At 39.4% G+C, this 22336-nt stretch carries 23 protein-coding genes and 1 riboswitch; of the genes, 14 read left to right on the top strand and 9 right to left on the bottom strand.

All coding sequences use genetic code 11. The features are described 5' to 3' along the window. Nucleotides 1–816, bottom strand: a complete 816-nt coding sequence (locus tag CDG56_RS10480; protein WP_005163146.1) for a DsbC family protein — start codon at nt 814–816, stop codon at nt 1–3. A 119-nt stretch (nt 817–935) separates the two neighbouring features. Further along, nucleotides 936–1856, bottom strand: coding sequence for a site-specific tyrosine recombinase XerD (gene xerD, locus CDG56_RS10475; RefSeq protein WP_005163144.1), 921 nt, complete (start codon nt 1854–1856; stop codon nt 936–938). A 150-nt stretch (nt 1857–2006) separates the two neighbouring features. On the opposite strand from xerD, the gene CDG56_RS10470 reads away from it, so the two are divergent. From CDG56_RS10470 to ftsW, 6 genes are all read left to right on the top strand, one after another. After that, a complete protein-coding gene (locus CDG56_RS10470; protein ID WP_034600743.1) occupies nt 2007–2267 on the top strand; it encodes a FeoA family protein in 261 nt (86 codons plus the stop codon). After that, on the top strand, nt 2264–4117 hold the full coding sequence (gene feoB, locus CDG56_RS10465) for a ferrous iron transporter B (protein ID WP_087547830.1): 1854 nt from the start codon (nt 2264–2266) through the stop codon (nt 4115–4117). Before CDG56_RS10470 ends, feoB begins: the two co-directional genes overlap by 4 nt. Nucleotides 4118–4129: 12 nt before the next feature. After that, complete coding sequence (locus CDG56_RS10460) at nt 4130–4384, top strand: DUF6587 family protein (RefSeq protein ID WP_087547829.1); 255 nt, start codon at nt 4130–4132, stop codon at nt 4382–4384. A gap of 75 nt (nt 4385–4459) precedes the next feature. Then, nucleotides 4460–4747: a hypothetical protein gene (locus CDG56_RS10455; protein WP_087547859.1), complete on the top strand. Its 288-nt coding sequence runs from the start codon at nt 4460–4462 to the stop codon at nt 4745–4747. A 301-nt stretch (nt 4748–5048) separates the two neighbouring features. Further along, entirely contained in the window at nt 5049–6407 is a 1359-nt protein-coding gene (murD, locus tag CDG56_RS10450) for a UDP-N-acetylmuramoyl-L-alanine--D-glutamate ligase (RefSeq protein ID WP_087547828.1), read from the top strand. A 10-nt stretch (nt 6408–6417) separates the two neighbouring features. Beyond that, nucleotides 6418–7611, top strand: coding sequence for a putative lipid II flippase FtsW (ftsW, locus tag CDG56_RS10445; RefSeq protein WP_005163125.1), 1194 nt, complete (start codon nt 6418–6420; stop codon nt 7609–7611). Nucleotides 7612–7659: 48 nt separating this feature from the next. On the opposite strand, the gene gluQRS is transcribed toward ftsW, so the two are convergent. The 5 genes from gluQRS to thiC all read right to left on the bottom strand — a co-directional run bounded on the left by gluQRS (nt 7660) and on the right by thiC (nt 12793). Next, nucleotides 7660–8523, bottom strand: coding sequence for a tRNA glutamyl-Q(34) synthetase GluQRS (gene gluQRS, locus CDG56_RS10440; protein WP_087547827.1), 864 nt, complete (start codon nt 8521–8523; stop codon nt 7660–7662). Between the two features lie 129 nt (nt 8524–8652). Beyond that, nucleotides 8653–9186: an RNA polymerase-binding protein DksA gene (gene dksA / locus CDG56_RS10435; RefSeq protein ID WP_087547826.1), complete on the bottom strand. Its 534-nt coding sequence runs from the start codon at nt 9184–9186 to the stop codon at nt 8653–8655. Nucleotides 9187–9375: 189 nt separating this feature from the next. Beyond that, on the bottom strand, nt 9376–10191 hold the full coding sequence (gene cpdA / locus CDG56_RS10430; protein WP_087545154.1) for a 3',5'-cyclic-AMP phosphodiesterase: 816 nt from the start codon (nt 10189–10191) through the stop codon (nt 9376–9378). 19 nt (nt 10192–10210) lie between these two features. Further along, a complete protein-coding gene (locus CDG56_RS10425; protein ID WP_087547825.1) occupies nt 10211–10822 on the bottom strand; it encodes an NUDIX domain-containing protein in 612 nt (203 codons plus the stop codon). Between the two features lie 75 nt (nt 10823–10897). Next, nucleotides 10898–12793, bottom strand: a complete 1896-nt coding sequence (gene thiC, locus CDG56_RS10420; protein ID WP_087547824.1) for a phosphomethylpyrimidine synthase ThiC — start codon at nt 12791–12793, stop codon at nt 10898–10900. 84 nt (nt 12794–12877) lie between these two features. After that, nucleotides 12878–12998, bottom strand: a riboswitch (TPP riboswitch). Between the two features lie 146 nt (nt 12999–13144). Between thiC and phoU the strand changes: the two genes are divergently transcribed. Continuing rightward, entirely contained in the window at nt 13145–13867 is a 723-nt protein-coding gene (gene phoU, locus CDG56_RS10415; protein WP_087536549.1) for a phosphate signaling complex protein PhoU, read from the top strand. A gap of 472 nt (nt 13868–14339) precedes the next feature. On the opposite strand, the gene CDG56_RS10410 is transcribed toward phoU, so the two are convergent. Further along, complete coding sequence (locus CDG56_RS10410; RefSeq protein ID WP_004773983.1) at nt 14340–14612, bottom strand: oxidative damage protection protein; 273 nt, start codon at nt 14610–14612, stop codon at nt 14340–14342. Nucleotides 14613–14621: 9 nt separating this feature from the next. Continuing rightward, entirely contained in the window at nt 14622–16055 is a 1434-nt protein-coding gene (gene argH / locus CDG56_RS10405) for an argininosuccinate lyase (protein ID WP_087547823.1), read from the bottom strand. Between argH and CDG56_RS10400 the strand changes: the two genes are divergently transcribed. The 7 genes from CDG56_RS10400 to CDG56_RS10370 all read left to right on the top strand — a co-directional run bounded on the left by CDG56_RS10400 (nt 16046) and on the right by CDG56_RS10370 (nt 22254). Beyond that, nucleotides 16046–17188: a sensor histidine kinase gene (locus CDG56_RS10400; RefSeq protein WP_087547822.1), complete on the top strand. Its 1143-nt coding sequence runs from the start codon at nt 16046–16048 to the stop codon at nt 17186–17188. The two genes, argH and CDG56_RS10400, sit on opposite strands and share 10 nt — an antisense overlap. A 58-nt stretch (nt 17189–17246) precedes the next feature. Next, nucleotides 17247–17987 carry a LytR/AlgR family response regulator transcription factor gene (locus tag CDG56_RS10395; protein ID WP_087545162.1) on the top strand — a complete coding sequence of 247 codons (741 nt, stop codon included), beginning with the start codon at nt 17247–17249 and terminating at the stop codon, nt 17985–17987. A gap of 103 nt (nt 17988–18090) precedes the next feature. Beyond that, a complete protein-coding gene (gene hemC / locus CDG56_RS10390; RefSeq protein WP_087545163.1) occupies nt 18091–19008 on the top strand; it encodes a hydroxymethylbilane synthase in 918 nt (305 codons plus the stop codon). After that, nucleotides 19008–19784, top strand: coding sequence for a uroporphyrinogen-III synthase (locus tag CDG56_RS10385; RefSeq protein ID WP_087547821.1), 777 nt, complete (start codon nt 19008–19010; stop codon nt 19782–19784). Before hemC ends, CDG56_RS10385 begins: the two co-directional genes overlap by 1 nt. After that, the gene (locus CDG56_RS10380) at nt 19781–20608 is read left to right on the top strand and encodes a hypothetical protein (protein WP_087547820.1); all 828 of its coding nucleotides are present in this window, start codon (nt 19781–19783) and stop codon (nt 20606–20608) included. The genes CDG56_RS10385 and CDG56_RS10380 overlap by 4 nt, the downstream gene beginning before the upstream one ends. Before the next feature lie 7 nt (nt 20609–20615). Then, a complete protein-coding gene (locus tag CDG56_RS10375) occupies nt 20616–21809 on the top strand; it encodes a heme biosynthesis protein HemY (RefSeq protein WP_087547819.1) in 1194 nt (397 codons plus the stop codon). A 7-nt stretch (nt 21810–21816) separates the two neighbouring features. Further along, nucleotides 21817–22254 carry an acyl-CoA thioesterase gene (locus tag CDG56_RS10370; protein WP_087547818.1) on the top strand — a complete coding sequence of 146 codons (438 nt, stop codon included), beginning with the start codon at nt 21817–21819 and terminating at the stop codon, nt 22252–22254. The last annotated feature ends 82 nt before the right edge of the window (nt 22255–22336 follow it).

Below are 22336 nucleotides of genomic sequence, written 5' to 3'. Positions count from 1 at the left end.
TTATTTTTCTAGGCGTTTAATGATTTCATCTGGAGTCATGTATCCACCTAAATACACACCTTCAACATTATAAATTGCAGGTGTGCCATTCACGCCCATATTTAAGCCTAATTGATATTGATCACGAACTGGATTTTTACATTCTGCTGATGCAACTGGTAAGCCTTGCGCAGCTTGATCGAATGCAGCTTTACGATCTTGACTACACCAAATCGCTTGCATGGTTGGCATAAATTGCTCTCCGCGTGGCCATGCGATGTAACGGACTTCAATGCCTTTCGCATTAATTTCGGCAAGATGTTCATGTAGTTTGTGACAATAAGGACAGCTTGAATCAGTGAATACATAAATGACGTGTTTCGCTTTACCCCCTTGTGCTGGGTAAACGATAAGGTCTTCTGTTTTGAGTGCTGCTAAGTGCTTTTTATTTTCAGTCGCTTGTAAAGCTTCACTCACATTTTTTAATTGTTTTTCACCAAGACGAATGACATCACCTTGAATGATATATTGCCCATCACTGGTCGCATAAACTGATCCCATGCCTTCTAGGCTCACCCAAAATAAATTTGGAACCTCAGTTTTTTTAATGGCAAGAATTTTGGCATTAATATTGGCGGTTTTAAAATGTTTTTCTAAAGTAGAAACCAGACGTTGTTGTGCATTACGTTCATTTAAAGTTGATGCTTCACCCGTGGCTGGTGCACTCGCCGTCAGAGCATCAGGCTTTTGTGCTGAATTTTCTTTTGAACAAGCGCTGATCAAAAGTGTTGAGGTTAATGCACATGCAATGAACAACTGAGACCGAGTAAACAACATAAACAACCTTTGATACTGTATTTATAAGCTTGCCCAAGCATACCAAAAATTTAAACTGAGTTCGTTAAATCTTGCTGATGCCATGTGAATGAAATCATGTTGATTGATAAAAGGTAGTTTTATCCTCTTGGATGGTATTTGTTATGTAGTTCTTGCATCCGATGCTGAGCAACATGCGTGTAAATTTGAGTAGTTGATAAATCACTATGGCCAAGTAACATTTGTACAACACGTAAATCAGCACCATGATTGAGTAAATGTGTTGCAAACGCGTGTCGTAAGGTATGTGGGGATAGTTCAGCGAGAATATTCGCTTGTAGTGCATAACGTTTAATCGCATACCAAAAATTTTGCCGACTCATGATGCCGCCATGTTGCGTCAAAAATAAATAATCCGTACTACTTTTATAGAGCTGAGGTCGTGATTCGGCGAGATATTTTTCGATCCACTCACAAGCGTGTTGTCCGAGAGGGACGAGGCGTTCTTTATTGCCTTTACCTGTAATACGAAGAAAACCCTGTTTTAGATTAATCAATTCCAAACGTAAATTAAGTAGTTCTGATACACGTAAGCCACAGGCATATAACACTTCAAACATTGCTCGGTCACGGAGACCAAGCGCCGTATTGACATCGGGTGCATTGATTAATGCTTCTACATCTTGTTCTGATAAATCTTTAGGTAAAGCACGTCCAATTTTAGGAGAACGATGGTTTGCAACGGGATTATCATCTCTTAGTTTCTGTTCTCTCAGAAATTTATAAAATTGACGTAAAGCAGACAAGCAGCGTGCAATGGAGCGTGGGCTTTTGCCTGCTTTAGTGAGTGCAATTAATACATCAGCAATATCATCACTGGACCATTGCGTTAATGTCACATTTGGATGTAACTCAGCACATTGAATAAGATCTGATAGATAGGCATTACGTGTATGTGGACTCACGGTTTGCGCCACTAAATAATCACGAAAACCGTGTAAAAAACTGAGATGTTCTGGAATTGTGACTGCAGTTGGAATACGAGGTTTTTTATTTAACATAATCAGAAAAGTCCTTCATTCAACTGCACTGTAAAAGAAAAATGAATTGTTGTCGATCTGTCACAGAAGCGAATGCCATTGAGATTGTTTTTGGTAATTATTCTCATTTGCCTGTATACTCTTGGAGAAAAGAGTTTAGGGTTAGAAGCGGTGCGATTGTCAGCATTAAAAGTCAAGCAAACGGCGATGATTACTAAAGTGAATCGCTTAGTCGATGATACCGAACAGCCAGACCTTGTGGCTATTCGTTTAGAGAGTTTAGGCTTTGTGCCTGGTACACAAGTACAGGTGATCACCAAAGGTATTTTTGGTGGCGATCCGATTCTAATCCAAATTGGTTTTACTCGTTTTGCATTACGTAAAACTGAAGCCGATAAAATTGAAATCCAATTTGAAGGAGCACCTGCATGAGTGATGCGTTACGTGTTGCCCTTGTGGGAAATCCAAACTGTGGTAAGACTTCTTTATTCAATCACTTAACTGGAACACGCCAGAAAGTTGCCAATTATGCAGGGGTCACAGTAGAGCGTAAGGTTGGACATTTTCAGTTGCCTTCAGGTCGAAATGTTCGAGTACTTGATTTGCCTGGAACATATAGTTTGCAAGCAACAAGCCCTGATGAAGAAATCACGCGTGATGTGTGTGAAGGTAAAATTGCTGAAGAAGGGCAGCAAGATGCATTTTTATGTGTTGTTGATGCGACTAATTTAAAGCTTCATCTTGGATTAGTGCTAGAAATTATTGAGTTAGGGCGTCCGATCCTTGTTGTGTTAAACATGATGGATGAAGCACGTCGCCGTGGAATTCAAATCAATACTCAAAAATTATCAGAGCGATTGGGCGTTCCCGTGGTTGAGACAGTCGCTGTGCGTAACTCAGGTATTGAGAACTTACTGCACGCATTAGATCAACAAAAATATACAGTGCCCCATACCGAACTCAGTGGTTTAACGGGTGAGCATCATCAAAAGATCCAAATTATTTTTAAAGATGTGGTGAACTTTGTTGATCAGGAAGATAAGCGAACCGATTTTCTCGACAAAATATTTTTGCATCCTGTATTGGGCTTATTAAGCCTTGCTGTGATGATGTTTATTGTGTTCCAAGCTGTATTTGCTTGGGCAGCTCCATTTATGGATGGGATTGAAAGCTTTTTCGGATGGTTAGGTACGACACTTGGTACCTATATTTCGCAGCCTTTGCTCCATAGTTTAGTCGTTGACGGGATTATTGCGGGTGCAGGTGGCGTTGTTGTGTTCTTGCCCCAAATTTTGATTCTGTTCTTCTTTATTTTAGTGTTGGAAGAGTCTGGGTATTTACCACGCGCAGCTTTTTTGCTCGACAAATTAATGTTTAAAGCAGGCCTCAGTGGTCGTGCGTTTATTCCGTTACTTTCAAGCTTTGCGTGTGCAGTGCCGGGTATTATGGCAACCCGTAGTATTAGTGATCCGCGTGATCGTTTTACCACGATTATGGTTGCACCATTAATGACTTGTTCAGCACGATTACCCGTCTATGCCTTATTGATTGCTGCTTTCATTCCAAGTCAAATGGTATGGGGGATTTTTAATCTACAAGGTTTGGTACTCTTTGGCTTATATATGTCGGGTATTGTTAGTGCATTGTGTGTTTCGATTGTGATGAAATTTCTACAAAAAGATAAATCACAACATGCATTATTACTTGAGTTACCAAGTTATCGTATTCCTGATTTAAAAAGTGTTGGGATTGGATTATTAGATCGCGCCAAAATCTTCTTAAAACGTGTGGGTGGAATTATTTTCGCTCTTTCGATTTTACTTTGGTTCCTATGTACTTTCCCGCAAGCACCAGATGGTGCGACACAGCCTGCAATTGATTATAGCTTTGCAGGAATGTTAGGTCACTTGATACAACCAATTTTTGCCCCAATTGGTTTCAACTGGCAGATTTGTATTGCATTGATTCCAGCGATGGCAGCACGTGAAGTAGTCGTTGCAGCATTGGGTACGGTCTATGCTTTATCTGGCGCTGATGATGATGCAGTGGCACAAGGTTTATCACATTTAATCAGTATGGATGGCACGGGTTGGTCATTGGCTACAGGTTTATCTTTATTGGTCTGGTTTATTTATGCGCCACATTGTTTGGCAACTTTGGCGACCGTTCGTCGTGAAACAGGTTCATGGAAATATGTTGCAATTATGGCAACGTATTTGTTCGGCTTAGCTTATCTAATGTCTTTTTTCACCTACCAAATTGCATCACGCATTTGGGGCTAAAAGGAGTCGCTTATGTTTGAGTATTTGATTGTTGCTGTATTAGTGTTATGGAGTGCTTTTGTCGTTTTTAAGAAAGTATTCCCTAAAACCGCAAGTTCAAGCTTTCTTACCTTATCGAATCTCTGTCAGCGTTTGGGTTGGTACCGTTTGGCAACATGGTTAAAACCTAAAATTGTGGTGGGTTGTGGCGGAGGTTGTGGCTGTGCTGTCGATGATAACAATGAACCCAAAAAACAGGAAACCATTCAAGCGATCAAATGGCGTTAAAAGATAATGATTGCTCATATTCTAGGGTATGGGCAATTTTTTAATAATCAAAGAACTAAAATAAAGAGTCACAGAATGAATCAACTAGAAAATATAGAAATAAAAGTATTGAGTCTTAGACATAAGTTAATTTTGTTTGGTTTCATCGTGTTGCTGAATATTTTTGCTATTCTGAATTGGTCGGAAACTCATCATTTAAAAGCAATTTTATCTTGCTTAGGTTCTAATCTCTGTTTTATGTATTTATGGTTAAGACCTGAGATTATTTATTTTCAGCTACGAAATGCCACAGCCAAGAAAATTGATGGGATAATGTATGTTGCGATCATCTTATGGGTATTTTCTTATTTTATTCCTAATTAATTTGGAATGGTGAGCATTTTAGTCAAAGCCCTACAGAGAACGATTGTTGTTGTCACTGCGTTATCTTTCTTCATTCAGAATGACTAAATCTCGCGAAACGTATTTTTATCTAAAAATTTTGCGCTATACGGCTCATATCACAAACATCTTTTGAATGTGAACAATTCCCTATACAAGATATAGATTCACTTTTACGCACTGACACAAAAAAGCTTGAATAAAACGAAAACTGAAAAAGCATTTAAAACAGTAAAGTGCTAACATTTTTGCCATTCTGTAATCTGCAAAAAATGGGGCAAAAATGTTAATACAACGTGGTGGATTAAAAGTTGTAGCTGGCTTAGGGATTTCGGGAGTGTCAGCAGTCAACTTCCTACATGAGCAAGGCTACCAAGTTGCAGTAACGGATTCTCGGGAAACACCGCCAGGGCATGATCAAATTCCTACCGGTGTTCGTACCAGTTTTGGAAAGTTGGATACAGAACTTTTATTACAAGCAGAAGAAATTATTCTTAGTCCAGGACTTGCGCCGCAATTGCCAGAAATTCAACAAGCAATTGAACAAGGTATTCCTGTTGTTGGTGATATTCAAATACTACGTCGTGCTACTGAAGTTCCAATTGTTGCAATTACAGGATCAAATGCAAAAAGCACAGTAACGACGCTGATTGGGTTAATGGCACAAGAAGCTGGTCGAAAAGTCGCTGTAGGCGGGAATTTAGGACGTCCTGCATTAGATTTGCTCAAAGATAAGCCAGAGTTAATTGTTTTAGAGTTATCTAGTTTTCAGTTAGAAACAACCTCAAATTTAAATGCAGAAGTCGCAGTTGTTTTGAATATGAGTGAAGATCATTTAGATCGTCATGGTGATATGCTCGGTTATCACAAGGCCAAACATCGAATCTTCCAAGGCGTGAAAAAAGTGGTGTATAACCGCGATGACAATTTGAGTCGTCCGCTTGTACCTGATGTCACACCAATGCAAAGTTTTGGTTTGAATGCACCTGATTTAAATCAATATGGCGTGCTTCGTGATGCTGATGGCACGATGTGGTTAGCGCGTGGCAGGGCACGTTTGATGAAAACCTCTGATATGTATATTCAAGGTATGCACAATGTTGCTAATGCACTCGCATGTTTGGGGCTGGGTGAGGCGATTGGTTTAGATATTGAATCCATGTTGGAAACACTCAAGCACTTTAAGGGTTTAGAGCATCGCTGTGAATATGTGAAAACAGTTTCTGGGGTGCGTTACTATAATGATTCTAAAGGAACCAATGTAGGTGCAACCCTTGCTGCAATTGATGGTTTAGGTGCTGCTATTGAAGTGAAACATGGCAAACTAGCATTAATTCTAGGAGGTCAAGGTAAAGGTCAGGATTTCAAACCATTACGAGATGCGATTCAAAAATATGTAAAATCAGCGATTCTGATTGGTGAAGATGCAGCTGTGATTGAACAAGCTATTCAAGGTACCACTGTAATCCAACACGCAACGAGTTTATCGGAAGCTGTAGCTCTCGCACAGAAATATACTCAGGCTGAAGATGTCGTTTTACTATCACCAGCTTGTGCAAGCTTTGATATGTTTAAAAGCTATAATGATCGTGGACATCAATTCGTGGCATGTGTAAATGCCCTGAATGAAAATAAAAATTAGGAACTGATCTATGGCTGATTTAGCCCAAAATACGGTACAAAAGATTTCACAATTATTGAGTCGGTTGCCCAAGCTTCCTGCGGAAATGACAGCACGTAATATTCTCATTTTTTGCGTCATTTCTTTGCTGTGTTTCGGTTCGGTCATGGTGGCATCCGCATCGATGCCATATGCCGAATATATTCATGAGAATCCATTTTATTTCTTAATTCGTCATGGAATTTCAATTGTTGTTGCTGCTGTGGTGGCATTCTTAACCTATAGAGTTTCCTTGAACTTATGGTTTAAAAATGCTTTTCCATTATGGCTTGTGACGATGGTACTGCTATTGGCAGTGTTGGTCGTTGGTTCGGAAGTAAACGGTTCACATCGTTGGATTAAGCTCGGTGGTTTTACTTTACAACCGACGGAAATTGCGAAAATCGTAATGGCAATTTTTACCGCTGACTATGTTGTTCGCCGTGCTAAAGAAGTTCGAACGCATTGGAAAGGCTTATTGCGACTAAGTGGCGTCATGGCTTTGACAGTTGGATTTATTGTTGCAGAGCCCGATCTCGGTGCAACGGTTGTTATTGTCCTCATGATGGTGGGTGTGTTTTTCTTGGCAGGCGCACCAGCAACACAATTCCTAATTATGTTAGGAGCAATCCTCGCAGGGATTACGGCACTTATTTTATTTGAACCATTCCGTTTCCAGCGTTTAATTTCCTTTACGAATCCTTGGGCTGACCCATTAGGTGTCGGTTATCAGTTATCAAATGCGTTGATGGCATTTGGACGTGGAGAATGGATTGGAACGGGTTTAGGACACAGCGTACAAAAGCTTTCCTATCTTCCAGAGGCGCATACAGACTTTATGTTGGCGGTTCTTGGCGAAGAATTTGGCTTTGTTGGCGTCACCTTGGTGATGGTATTGTCCTTTACGATGTTAGCGTGCTGTATTCGAATAGGACATCGTGCTCTGCAACATAACTACTTACGCGCAGGCTATTTAGCATATGGCATTAGCATTATTTTTCTGATGCAAATTTTGGTAAATGCTGGCATGAATATGGGCTTAATGCCGACTAAAGGTTTGACTTTGCCGTTTATTAGTTATGGCGGTACATCTTTAATGATGTGTGCTGCAATGATTAGTTTAATTCTGAAAATTGATGCATCAACGCAAGAACTTAATCCAGTTAAAGAAGAATCAAATTTCTAATCGTATCGAAAATAAAAAGCTCTACTTTAAGTAGGGCTTTTTTATGGCTTATAAGAAAGTACCTGTGAGATGGATACCTCTAGGAATTACATTGATGTCCCATTGTTGAACAGCTTGTTGCAGCATGATGCGTGGCTGGTCAAGTTCAACCAAAGGTTGCCCTAAAGCTAAAATGGCTTGCTGTAAGAGGTTTGATGCGTTGCTGATATCCAGTGCTTGAGCCAAATTTTGTTTAGACAGTTTTTGCCCTTGATGATTCATGGCAAGGGGGAGGTGCATATAGTTGAGAGATGGATAATTCAGTAAAGAGCCTAACCAAATTTGTCTGACGGTATTGTCTAAAAGGTCTGCGCCGCGAACCACATGCGTAATACCTTGTAAATAGTCATCTACGACCACAGCCAATTGATAGCTCATAATGCCGTCACGGCGCTTGAGTACGAAATCACCTAGATCATGTTTTAAGTTGGCAGATTGCTGACCTTGTAAGCGATCCTCAAAACAAATCAATTGATCGGCAACTTTCAAGCGAATAGCTTGATCATTGAAATCCAGATGTAAATCGCGGCAAGTACCAACATAAATATGATTTGAACCCAGTATTTTACGGGTACATTGACAGGCATAGATCGCATCTAAGTGTTTTAACTGCTCAAGAACTTGTTCATAAATCTCTAAACGATCTTTTTGGCAAATAATTTCTGCATCGGGTTCAAATTGAAAGGCATCAATACAAGATCGGATATGGTTTTCACTATTGGGATAGATACGAGGAATATCGGTATCTTCAATTCGAACTAGCCATTTGCCGTGGTTGGCTTTGGCATCACAGTAACTTGCGACTGCGGTGAGTAGGGAGCCAAAATGCAATGGGCCAGTTGGAGAGGGGGCAAATCGTCCGATGTAAGGCATAAAGATTTTATGGTTGTATATTTCAATCCTTCTCCAGTCCCTCCTATAAAGGAGGGCAAATACTCGAATATCATAAATCTTTCAATTCGTAGTATTCCTCCCTTTTCAAAGGGAGGTCGGGAGGGATTATTAACCGTTATTTTGCTTTTCTTTGATTTCAGCCAAAGTCTTGCAATCGATACATAAAGTCGCTGTTGGACGTGCTTCTAAACGGCGTAAGCCAATTTCGATACCACAGGTTTCACAGAAACCGTAATCTTCGTTTTGAATTGTTTCAAGTGATTGTTCGATTTTACGAATGAGTTTGCGCTCACGGTCACGTGTACGTAATTCAATCGCAAATTCTTCTTCTTGCGTTGCTCTGTCGTTGACGTCAGGAAGCGCAGTTGACTCATCTTGCATTGTGTTTAATGTACGATCAACTTCAGACATTAACTCAGCTTTCCATGCATTTAAAATTTGGCGGAAATGCTCAAGCTGTCCTTCAGACATATATTCTTCATTTTTCTTCGGCTGATAAGGTGCAATTCCAAATAAGCTGGCAGTTGTACCACCTTCTGAAGCTTTTGGTTTGGTTTTACGTACGCGTTTCGCAGCAGATTTTTGATCGTCGATCACTTCTGTCTGTTCGTCCAAGACTTGATTTTGGTTGTCATTCGCCATATAGGGCATTCCTCATCTTACACGTACTATCTATACGCAAAAAATATGGTGATATGCAAGTGTTTTTATAGAAACCTAAGATGGTTTTTCCCATCAAGGGTCGACATCATATAGAGTTTTTCAGCAAGATGGTAGTCATTCCCGTCCAGATTTTGTGAGAAAACGAGAATGTAATTTGTAATCAAAAGTTTAGTCATATCCCAAGACTTCAGAGCTATTCATTCGCTGTGAAGTTGATAAACGATAGACCTGAGTTTCGATTTCTCCGTTTGCTTTGAGTTTAATAAAGCGGTAACCCGGATGTTCTTCATCGAGTGCGAACTTATCACTTTTAGGTTTGAATTGTATGCAGGTTGATGGCGTTGATAAAAATTGAATATCTTGCCATGTGTTAATAGAATCTTGGTGGACATGACCACAGATGATGGCTTTGATATTTGAAAAAGGTTGAATGGTTTCGAGTAAATCAGATGAGTTCTTTAGTTTATGTTGATCAATCCAAGCAGATTCCATCGCAAAAGGATGGTGATGGCAGGCAATCATAATATGACGATCATGATGTTTTTTTAATAATTCTGTTAATTGTTCAAGGCCAGCCTCTGCAATTTTGCCATCAATTCTTGTTGGCTGTGCACTATTGAGTAAAATAATGCACCAATCGCCAATTTCTACGACAGTAGGTTGATGCGGATCTGCTCCATGAAAAGGGAAGTGAGATACATCATCATGATTGCCAGGCGTCTGAAAAAAGGGAATACCTATACTCTGCATATGCTTAAGATAGCGATCATAAGTCACAGTTGTTGGGTTTTGTGCTAAATCTCCAGTATGCACAATCATATCGATCTGCGGATGTTGTTGGCGCATCAAGTCAATTACTGCATGAAAGCTTTGTTCAGGGTGCATCCCGACAAACTCTAAATGCGGATACTCCAATAAATGAGTATCAGTAATTTGTATAATCACAAAATCTTTTTGTGATAATTTTGAGACTTGAAAAGTCACCGTCTTACCCCTTTCAGATTTATTGTCGTTGTATATGTTGACTAAGCCATTGTAATGCCATGATGACAGGGGCATTCTTCAAGCGATTATTTTTGAATAACATGGTGATTTCAGCGTAATCAAACAAATGGAGTTGAATATCTTCTCCTTCATCTGGAACGCCAAAGATGCCTCCATTGCTTGGTAAATCAACTTCTGCGGCATATAAATGAAAAAACTCAGCGCATGCACCAGCAGAAGGATAAAAACTAAATAAATGCTGCAATTCATTAATTTCGCAGCCTGATTCTTCTAGACTTTCACGACGAATACAGGTTTCTGGAGATTCATTTCCATCCAGTACACCCGCAATGATCTCAAGTTGCCATGCTGATTCGGAGTCATTTAATGCACCAACTCGGAATTGTTCAATAAGTGCGAAACGTTGTTGCTGATTGTTATAAAGTAAAACGCCAGCAGCTTCTGGACGATGTATAAGTTCACGCTGAATAATTGGTGAATATTCAGATCGATGAAATAGTCGGTGCGTAAGATTCACTTTCTCAACTTGAATGAATCCTCGGAATAAAAACTCCCGAGATTCTATCGTAACGTCGGATGCTGAATAGCTGGCGTGGTCAAGAATATTCATCTTCAATCAGGATGAGATTGTACATATCTCATCCTAACCGAGATTGATTCGTGGGCAAATCTTTTTTTAGTCGATTTACAGCTTGTGGTACAATTTTAGACCATGTTCCTGATAAGCGGTTTTCATTGGATTGAGACCTGCTTCAACATCTTTTTCGGCATCATTTGATTGCTTAGCATTGTGCTGATTTTGTGCATAATCTCGCACATTCTGCGTGATTTTCATCGAGCAAAATTTTGGTCCGCACATAGAACAGAAATGTGCAGATTTGTGTGCTTCTTTGGGTAAAGTCTCATCGTGCATGCTGCGTGCTGTATCAGGGTCTAAGCTGAGGTTGAACTGGTCATCCCATCGGAATTCGAAACGTGCTTTCGATAATGCATTATCACGAACTTGAGCACCCGGATGACCTTTGGCTAAGTCTGCTGCATGTGCTGCAATCTTATAAGTGATAATGCCATCTTTAACATCTTTCTTATTTGGTAAACCTAAGTGTTCTTTCGGTGTGACATAACACAGCATTGCTGTGCCATACCATCCAATCATTGCAGCACCAATTGCAGAAGTAATATGGTCATAACCTGGTGCGATATCGGTGGTGAGTGGACCAAGTGTATAGAAAGGTGCTTCTTTACAAACTTCAAGTTGTAGATCCATATTTTCTTTAATCATATGCATAGGCACATGACCGGGACCTTCAATCATCACCTGAACATCATGTTCCCAAGCACGGTGTGTCAATTCACCTAAGGTTTTAAGCTCACTGAATTGAGCCTCATCATTTGCATCTTGAATACAGCCTGGACGTAAACCATCACCTAAGCTAAATGAAACGTCATAGGCTTTCATGATTTCACAGATTTCATCGAAATGCGTATACAAGAAGTTTTCTTGATGATGCGCAAGACACCATTGCGCCATAATTGAACCGCCACGAGACACAATACCGGTGAGACGATTTGCGGTCATAGGCACATAGCGTAATAACACACCTGCGTGAATAGTGAAATAATCGACGCCTTGTTCAGCTTGCTCAATCAACGTGTCCTTAAAGATTTCCCATGTGAGGTCTTCGGCTACACCATCGACTTTTTCCAGAGCCTGATAGATTGGTACTGTGCCGATTGGAACAGGTGAGTTGCGGATAATCCATTCACGGGTCTCATGGATGTTTTTCCCTGTCGATAGGTCCATGATCGTGTCGGCGCCCCAACGCGTTGCCCATGTCATTTTAGCAACTTCTTCATCAATCGATGAACCTAGAGCGGAGTTCCCAATATTGGCATTAATTTTTACTAAAAAGTTGCGACCAATGATCATTGGTTCAATTTCAGGATGATTAATGTTGGCAGGAATAATTGCACGACCTGCGGCAACTTCTTGACGCACGAATTCAGGTGTAATTTCTCTTAAATTCTGAGCACCAAAGTTTTGTCCTGCATGCTGACGCATGTCTACGCCGTCACCTTGGCGTTGATTTTCACGAATTGCAATATATTCCATTTCAGGCGTAATAATGCCCTGTTTCGCATAATGCATTTGCGTAACATTTTTCCCTGCCTTAGCTCGACGAGGGTTTTGAATATGAGCAAAACGAATGTCAGCAGTACGAATATCTTTTAAGCGAGCCTGACCAAAATCAGAACTTAAACTTGAGAGTACATCGGTATCATCACGTTCTTCAATCCAAGTTTGGCGGACAGAAGGTAGACCTTGATTTAAATCAATTTGGACATCAGGATCGGTATAAACACCCGATGTGTCATAAACCATAACAGGAGGATTATATTCACCCCCTAAACCTGTCGGCGTTTCTGTCAAGCTAATTTCGCGAAATGGAACTTGGATATCGGGGCGAGAACCTTCAACATAAACCTTGCGTGAAGCAGGTAAAATACGGGTTAAATCTTTAGCATCTTGCTCATGTTGAGCAGAAATATCAGCAGAGGGAAGATTCGTTAATTGGTTCATGGCATGATCCTTATGTATTACATTAACGAATCAAGCACGAGCAAAAACGATAGCGCATTTATCTCTTTGATAAATAAAGGCGAGGCTTTTGTTGGGCTTGATTCCTACGCAGGTGTTAACCTGATCAGGTTCAACGGTACTCATCTTTAAATCTTGCGATTAAGATAATCTCAGCAGTTAATTAACTGCGCTCCGTCAAGCTAGGTATTTAGACTAACAGATTTTTAGATTTTTGTTTTATCAATTCGCAGCAATCGACTTTTGGCTCAGCTATGTTATTGTCATAAAAGTTTCATCATTGCTGTGTTTTAATCACCAATCATTTTTCCATGTGTCTAGTGGAGGCATACTGTGAGTCCAAGTAATCCTGTGTTAAGTCACCATATTTCTTCACAATTTAATGAAGACTTACAAGATGTACATACCAAATTTATGACCATGGGTGGCTTAGTAGAGCAGCAGGTTGCAAATGCAATTCATGCTTTATTAGACACAGATGAAAATTTGGCGATTGATGTTCAATTTAAAGATAATGTTGTTAATCAATATGAGCGTGATATTGATGAAGGTTTGACCTTGATTCTCGCCCGCCGTCATCCTGCTGCAATTGATTTGCGTATGGTCATTGCGATGAGCAAAGCAAATACAGATTTAGAGCGGATTGGTGACGAAGCTTCAAAAATTGCTCGTATTGCGCAAAATTTATGTGAAGAAGGTGAGTCTCCACGCGGTTATATGGAAACACGCCATATTGGTAACCAAGTGCGTGTTATGATTCATGATGCTTTGGATGCTTTCGCGCGTTTAGATGTTGATCAGGCTTTAAAAGTGGTGATGGCAGACGTGGATATTGATCGTGAATATCAGTCTGCAACACGAACTTTGATGACCTACATGATTGAAGACCCACGCCATATTACTCGTGTGATTAATGTGATGTGGGTATTGCGTTCGCTTGAGCGAATTGGCGATCATGCCCGTAATATTTCAGAGCAAGTTATTTATATGGCAAAAGGTATGGATGTACGTCATACCAGTATTGAAGAAATTGAACAAAAAGTGAATCAAAAATAATCACCAAATAAAGATTCAAAGCTGCTACATAATGAGCAGCTTTTTTTATTGCCATACGTTGCATAAAGTCATCGGAAATGAAGTAATCATTAGGTGAATTTTAAGAGTAGTCATCCAATAATTTCTCAAAATCCTAAGGCATTTTTTATTGTGGGGTTAGCGTAATTTGAATAACGTTGCTGGGCAATTGATTGACCTAATATAACCGTGAATATGATTTTTATATAAATTGATATCATACAAATAAAAAAATCCCAGACTTCGGGGGAAAGTCTGGGAGAGAAATATTATGTGTTACTTGAGATATCGAACTATCTCTTTTTGCTTCTGGTATTCAATATAAGCGGAGAGTGTTAATCTGTCATGTAGACAACTGTGTATACTCTGTAAACCTTTATTACTTATGTAAATGTCACGTAAAAAGAGAGCTATATTTAGCTCTCTTTTATTCAGTGGTGTTAGTTGAAACGATTTACTTTTGTTCCGTCCAACCTTCTGCTTTTTCAACACTTTCGTCATTGTTGAAGAACTTCTCGCGTTGCTCTTCAAGAAACTTCTTCGCATCGGGTTCAAATACATTGAGGCGTTTTTCGTTAATGAGCGTGGTTTGGTGTTTTAACCATTCTTGCCAAGCCTGTTTTGAAACCGTCTCAAAGAATTCTTGACCTTTTGCACCTGGGAATGGTGCAAAGTCTAAACCTTCAAGCTCTTGTTTATATTTGCGGCAAAATACTTGTCTCGTCATGATTTATCCTTAAGCGTATAACTGTTCTAGGCGAGTGTGTGCACGAGTAATGGCTGCTTCAACTTGTTTTTGTGATGTCCCGCCGATATGATCACGCGCATTTACAGAAGCTTCTAAAGTTAAGGCTTTATCAAATACATCTGCTTCGATCAAATCAGAGAATTGTTGAAGCTGTTCCAATGTCAATTCAGATAAATCTTTTTCTTCAGCGACACCAAGCGCAACTGCTTTACCTACAATTTCGTGTGCATCACGGAAAGCAACACCTTTCTTCACAAGGTAATCAGCAAGGTCAGTTGCTGTAGAGAAACCACGAAGCGCTGCTTCACGCATAATTTCAATGTTTGGAACGAGTGCAGGCACCATATCTGCAAAGGCCATCAAGCAACCACGAACGGTATCAATTGCATCAAACAAAGGCTCTTTATCTTCTTGGTTGTCTTTGTTATATGCCAATGGTTGACCTTTCATTAGTGTTAATAAACTAATCAAATCACCAAACACGCGACCTGATTTACCACGTACTAACTCAGGAACATCTGGGTTTTTCTTCTGCGGCATGATAGATGAGCCCGTACAGAAGCGGTCTGGAATGTTGACGAACTTGAATTGAGCCGAAGTCCATAAAATCAATTCTTCTGACATACGTGATAAATGCATCATGATCAAAGATGCCGCCGCATTAAATTCAATGGCAAAGTCACGATCAGAAACAGCATCAAGCGAATTTTCAGAAACAGCTTCGAAACCCAATAATTCGGCTGTATATGCGCGATCAATCGGGTAGGTTGTTCCTGCTAAGGCTGCTGAACCGAGTGGCATGCGATTAACTCGCTTGCGACAATCTTGAAGGCGTTCAGTATCGCGAACCAACATCTCAAACCAAGCCAATAGGTGATGACCAAATGTTACTGGCTGAGCTGTTTGTAAATGAGTAAAACCAGGCATAATCGTATTGGTATTTTTGCTTGCCAGACTGAGTAGGCCTTTTTGTAAGCGTAGTAATAGACCTAAAATGTCATCAATTTCATCGCGTAAATATAAACGGATGTCAGTTGCAACTTGGTCATTACGGCTACGACCTGTATGTAATTTTTTACCTGTGATGCCGATACGTTGAGTCAAGCGAGACTCAATGTTCATGTGTACGTCTTCTAAATCAATACGCCATTCGAAATTACCTGCTTCGATTTCAGCTTTGATTGTATTTAAACCTTGGATAATATCATCACGCTCAGCCTCGGTCAGTACACCAACTTTAGCAAGCATGGTTGCATGTGCAATCGAACCTGCAATATCTTGTTTATAAAAACGTTGGTCAAATTGAACAGATGCGGTAAATTCTGCAACAAATGCATCTGTTGCTTCAGAGAAGCGACCGCCCCACATTCCAGAGGTTTGATTAGGGCTTGCTGAAGAAGAGGATTGAGAAGATGTGGTCATGGCGGCTCAGTAAAATAAAAAAGAGTATAGCAAATCCAAACGTAGTTGCTGAAATTCGACGCAAGAAGTTATCGAAAACACGTCAAATGAGTCCAGCAGGGTCCTATTTTTTTACGAAAATAAGGCAATCGCAACACTTATTGGAATTAATTGTAGCAAGTAATGTTTTGGCAATGGTACTCGCACTTGCAGAAGCCCGTTCTTGGCAAGCAGTGGAAAGTATCCGAGTTTTTCAATACATGCTGTTTATTAACTGGATAATTTTATCGTTTTCTGCTTTTGTTGACTATTTTCAAGAGTTTTTTGCTAAATTTAGTCAGAAAATGGCGTTAATTTTAGGTTTTATTTTTCTTCAACTTATCGTTTTACTTACCACGTGTGTCATTAATATAATTCAATATTGGGGTTCATCAACAAATAATTTTTCTGAAGATATATTATTTCAAGGTGTAAGTCTGCATTTGGGGTATGGCATCTTGCTTGGTGCTTTCTGTTTGCGTTATCTCTATATGCGAGAGCAATGGATGAATCAGCAATATAGTGAGCTGAATGCGCGGATTCAAGCCATGCAAGCACGTATTCATCCTCACTTCTTATTTAATAGTTTAAATAGTGTCGTGAGTTTGATTTCAATTGATCCTGACAAAGCAGAAAACATGTTGATTAACTTGTCACGATTATTCCGCGCCAGTTTTCAAGAATTGAAATTGGTGAGTTTGGCTGAAGAAATTGACTTGTGTCAGCAATACTTAAGTATTGAAAAATTACGTTTAGGAGAGCGTTTAAAGGTAGAATGGAATATACAGGCGACGTCTTTAGAATTAAAACGAGTCACGATTCCATTATTAACATTGCAACCTTTGCTAGAGAATAGTATTTTTCATGGGGTAGAAAAAGTTTTACAGCCCTCAACCATTAGTGTATTGGTTGAAATATTGCAAAATCAAGTCAGTATAGTCATTACTAACCCTTATTCTCACGATACAATAAAATCGAGACAAGGGAATGGTATTGCAATAGAAAATGTGAAGCAACGTCTAAAAGCCTATTACGGACAGACAGTGAAGTTTCAGGTTTATGGGGGGGGATCGTTATATACCACGGTGGTAAGTTATCACTATCGAGTAAAATAATAAGTTAAGTTAACCATAAAAAATGACGGATGAAGTTAACGGTGACAAGGAGGAGAGGATGAAAGTTCTGATTGCTGATGATGAACCTCTCGCAGTAGAGCGTTTGTCACGTTTAGTGACCCAAATGGGTCATGAAGTGATTGCGACGGCGCATCATGGGCAGGATGTGTTAAACCATATTGAAAATGATTCGCCCGATGTTGTTCTATTAGATATTCAAATGCCTGGAATGAACGGATTGGAGTGCGCTGAGCAGATCAGTCATCTTAGCCCTCGTCCAGCTATTATTTTTTGTACGGCATATGATCAACACGCATTGGAAGCGTTTAAATTTCAAGCACAGGGATATTTGCTCAAGCCTATTGCACAACAAGATTTACAACAGGTGTTCAATAGTCTGACGCAACTTACACAAGCACAAATGACTGGTTTACAACAACAAGACGATATGTACGATACTAAAACTCAACGCCATCAAATTGCTGCGAAAACTTATCGCGGGGTCGAACTTATTCCAATAGAGAATATTTACTATTTTCTAGCAGATCAGAAATATGTCACTGTGCGTCATCGGAATGGCAGTGTATTAATTGATGAAACTTTAAAAGATCTAGAATCTGAGTTTTCAGATCGTTTTATTCGAATTCATCGTAATGCTTTAGTTTCTCTTGATTATTTAGAACGGTTGGAACTGATTGCGGCTGGTCAGTATCAGGTTAGATTACGTGAGCTGGATGAACGCTTATCTGTAAGTCGCCGTCATTTACCAAGCTTAAGAGAATGTATGCATCAATTATAAAATATTGAGCTTAAGTCAGATGAAAAATCAGTTTTTGCTTGCAATTTTAGGTGAGCAAGTTAAGTTTGAAACAATTGTTTTGATCCATGCTTAACTTGAATTTATGAAGACCTTAAAAATTGCGACTCGACAAAGCCCTCTTGCACTTTGGCAGGCGGAGCATATTCGCTCCCGTTTAAATGCGCTTTATCCAGATTTAACGGTTGAGTTGCTTAAGTTTGTGACGCAGGGTGATAAAATTCTAGATACACCTTTGGCAAAAATTGGTGGTAAAGGATTATTCGTTAAAGAACTGGAAGCTGCTTTGTTAGAGGGTCGCGCTGATTTGGCGGTCCATTCAATGAAAGACGTGCCAATGCACTTACCCGAAGGTTTAACGCTCGCTGTGACTTGTGAGCGAGAAGACCCACTTGATGCCTTTGTTTCGAATCATTACCAAAGTTTTGATGAGTTACCTCAAGGTGCCAAAGTAGGTACATCTAGTTTGCGTCGCAAATGCCAGATTTTACAAATACGTCCTGATTTAGAGATTATTGACTTACGTGGCAATGTGGGGACGCGTTTATCAAAACTTGATGATGGTTTATATGATGCGATCATTTTAGCCAGTGCAGGATTAAAGCGTTTAGGTTTGGCAGATCGAATTCGTCATTGTTTAGCGCCTGTTTTAAGTTTACCTGCTGTTGGTCAGGGTGCATTGGGCTTAGAGTGTCGTGCAGATGATGTGGAATTATTAAAAATCATTCAACCATTACAGCATGAAGAAACCTCAATTTGTGTGCGTGCAGAACGTGCGTTTAATGCCTATCTAGAAGGTGGTTGTCAAGTTCCAATCGCAGGATATGCAACTTTAGCCAATGATCAGCTCAGCATAGAAGGTCGTGTGGGAAGTGTTGATGGAAAAATCTTACTAAAACAACAATTGGTTGGAACTTCAGAAGATGCTGAACAATTAGGTGAACAACTTGCACAATGCTTATTGGAGCAAGGTGCAGGTGAATTGTTAAAAGCGCTTTATTAATGCTTTTTATTAATACGCGCCCTGAAGATCGTGCTGTGAACTTAACGCAAGCATTGTTGGAAGTGGGTCATCAGGTTATCAATCTGCCATTGTTGGAACTTGTAGCTGAACCTTTTTCGGGGCATTTACGTGAACTGTATCAGCAACTTGAGCAGGTGCAAGTTATTGTTGTTGTCAGCCCGACCGCTGTTGATGTCGGTATGCAATATTTACAACAACAAAAGATATCCTTAGATCAACTTAAGCATGTGCAATGGATCGCAGTGGGTCAAGCAACTGCCCAAGCACTCGCAAAATTTGATATAGACAGCCACATCCCTGAGGTTGAAAATTCGGAAGGTATGCTAGAGCTTCCAATATTAAATCAACAAGTACATTTGGACAAAGTTGCTTTTTGGCGTGGTCTTGGGGGGCGGCAGTTTATGATGCAGCAGTTGCAACAGCAAGGTGTCGAGATTCTTAATTTTGTTCTTTATCGTCGCCAATGCCCAATTCAAAGTGTTACGCTTTTTCCAAAAATTTTAAAAAAAATAATGCCAAGTCAACCTGTTATGGTGTTGATTAGTAGTGAAGCGAGTTGGAATAATTGGCAGCAGCTTTGTGGTCAAAATAATATAGATGCGAAATGGATATATTTGGCGCTAGGTGAGCGTTTAGCACAGCTACTCAAAAATGCACGGTTGCAAACACATCAAGAGATTAACATTATTCAGCTTGATAATTTATCTATATCAGAGATTATTCAACGTATCGCTGCTTGGCAAGGACGTATATGAGAAAGATTGTTTACCTGATTTTATTACTAAGTTTATTATGGTTAGCCAAACTTAGTTATGACGTAGCACAATATTCTCAGATCGTTCCTCAACTCCAGCAACAGCTTACACAGCAGCAGCAACGTTATTCTTTGCTGAATGATCAATTTGTCGCTGTGCAGCGACAATTACAAGATGCGCATTTATCTGACCCTTCAGAAGCTTCGAGCTTACCCAGTATGGTCACGGGTGTAGCGCCTGTTATATTAATCAAACAGCAATTACAGTTAGTTCAATTCGCAATAGATCAACAACAGTTCATTTATGCGATTGATCAATTAAATCAAGTACAGCAGCATATTGTCCAATATACGGTTTCTCCTGCTTTACAGCATAGTTTGATGAAAGCGATCGAACAGGATAAACAAGCTATTCAACATTATGTGCTTATGCAAACCCAACAGCAGCAACAGATTGATACTTTATTGCAGCAATTGGATCAAAAGCTTTTACAAGAAGTGCATAACCCAACTATTAAAATGCAAAAAGCTGAAGCCTCTTCATGGTGGTCTTGGTTCAAATTTGAAAAGGTGCAGCGTACACAGCCTGATTTAATCAATCGCCATCTCATTTTAAAAGAAGCTCAGTTACGTTTACTTCTTGCTTCACAAGCCTTACATCAAGGACAAGCATCTGAGTATCGCAAATCCGTTCAAGAGGTAATTCGATTATTCTCAATTTTACCTGATCAAAACAGTCAAATGATCAAGCAAAAATTAGAAAAGCTGTTAAATCTTTCAGTTATTTCGACACCTAAATTAACGACCCTTGGTTTACTGGGGTAATGTAATTATGAAACAACTGGTGTTCATTTATTTACTTGTAAGCCTATTATTTTTTGCTATGTTTGCCATGCTGAGCTATGGTTACGGTAATGGCTATGTTTATATTTACTGGCGCGATTGGCAGTTCCAAAGCAGTTTATGGGGCTTAATCGCACTTTTTATTGTGATTAGTTTATTCGCACAGTTGTTATGGTTTGTGAGTCGCAGATATTTTGCGCGAGAACAGCGTAAGAAAGAAAATATTTTACAATTTAAAGATTTACATCCATATGAGCAGCTCGGTATAGTCTGGCTGCTTGATGCGGCAAAAGAACAGCAGGGATTTATTGAGCGTGTTTTTGCTCAATCAGGATTGCTGAGTAATATTGTTGATGCACAATTTGATTATAAAAATGGTGACTATCAACTCGCTTTGCAGAAACTAGAGAAATCAGCACCGATGGCCTTTGAGCTGGCAGAACTACAGCGGATCGATATTTTCTTAGAACAACATGAAACAGAAAAAGCATTAACCCATCTAGAATTCCTTGCACAGCATCAACTTTCACCCTGGTTGGCTGAGATTGAAACTGCTTATCAACAACGCATTACTGTTTTGTGGGGCAAACTTGCCTTACAACAGCCTTGGTTATTTTTACAATCAATTCAGCATGGTTTATTAAGTGCAGAACATCGAGATCTCTGGTTGCAACAATTACTCATACAGTTTGATCAAGCATCTGTGGATGACTTAACTGCACTGCAACAGCGGTATATTGCTCTAGAGAATGAAGTTCAAGCACGACCATATAGTAGTAAGGTTTTGTGGTTAAAATTATTGGCACGTATGCCAGAAATGGGATTGCAGCATGAGGATCTTGCATTGCATTTATTGCAAGAAAATTTCGATCCAGAGGTTTTTTATCTTTGGTTCCAACAGCAACTACTGAAGCAAATTCCCGATTATAGCTATGTTGAGCAACGTATTATTCAGCTAGAACAGCGTTACACGAGTGTTCCAATGTTGACCTTTGCAAAATGGCATATTTATGTTGCAACTCAACGTTTAGAAGAAGCTGAGCAGTTATTAACTTTATATCCTGATAATATATTAATGAGCTATTTGCGGATTAAATCAACGCTTGGAGATAATTTGGATTTGATCAGGCAGTTGAATTTAATCTTTGAAAATGATGTTAATTTTTTAAACTTTAAGATATGAGTGAGATATGAAAGAACTGTCTGTCTATCCTGTTGTACATCGACAAACAATTGCTTGGGGTGATATGGATGCTTTTGGGCATGTAAATAATGTGCAGTATTATCGCTATATTGAGAGTGCACGAATTGCTTATTTAATGGCATTAAATATATTTGATCAAGATATAGTGACGGTGGTAGCCTCTAGTCAATGTAAATATTTAAAGCCAGTATTTTATCCTGATGTGCTGCATATTGGTGCACGTATTGAGGAGCTCAGAAATAGTGCTTTTCGAATGCATTATAGTTTATGGAGTGAAACACAAAACCAAATCGTTGCAACAGGAGAGGCAGTGATGGTTTGTGTTGATAAAGTAACCTCCAATAAACTACCTATTCCTGAATTGATTAAACAAAATATTATTGCTATTGAACAAAGTGTTGGAAATAATCTTGCATTAAAATAATTTTATCTCTGTACACGACAAAAAAAGATAACTCATTGAAATAATGGCATAATACTTGTTTTCTGACGACGAATATGATGAC

It is taken from the genome of Acinetobacter sp. WCHA39 (genome assembly GCF_002165385.1).
Lineage (GTDB): Bacteria > Pseudomonadota > Gammaproteobacteria > Pseudomonadales > Moraxellaceae > Acinetobacter.
Note: the sequence above shows the minus strand (reverse complement) of the source record. Positions and strands in the feature narration are given on the sequence as shown.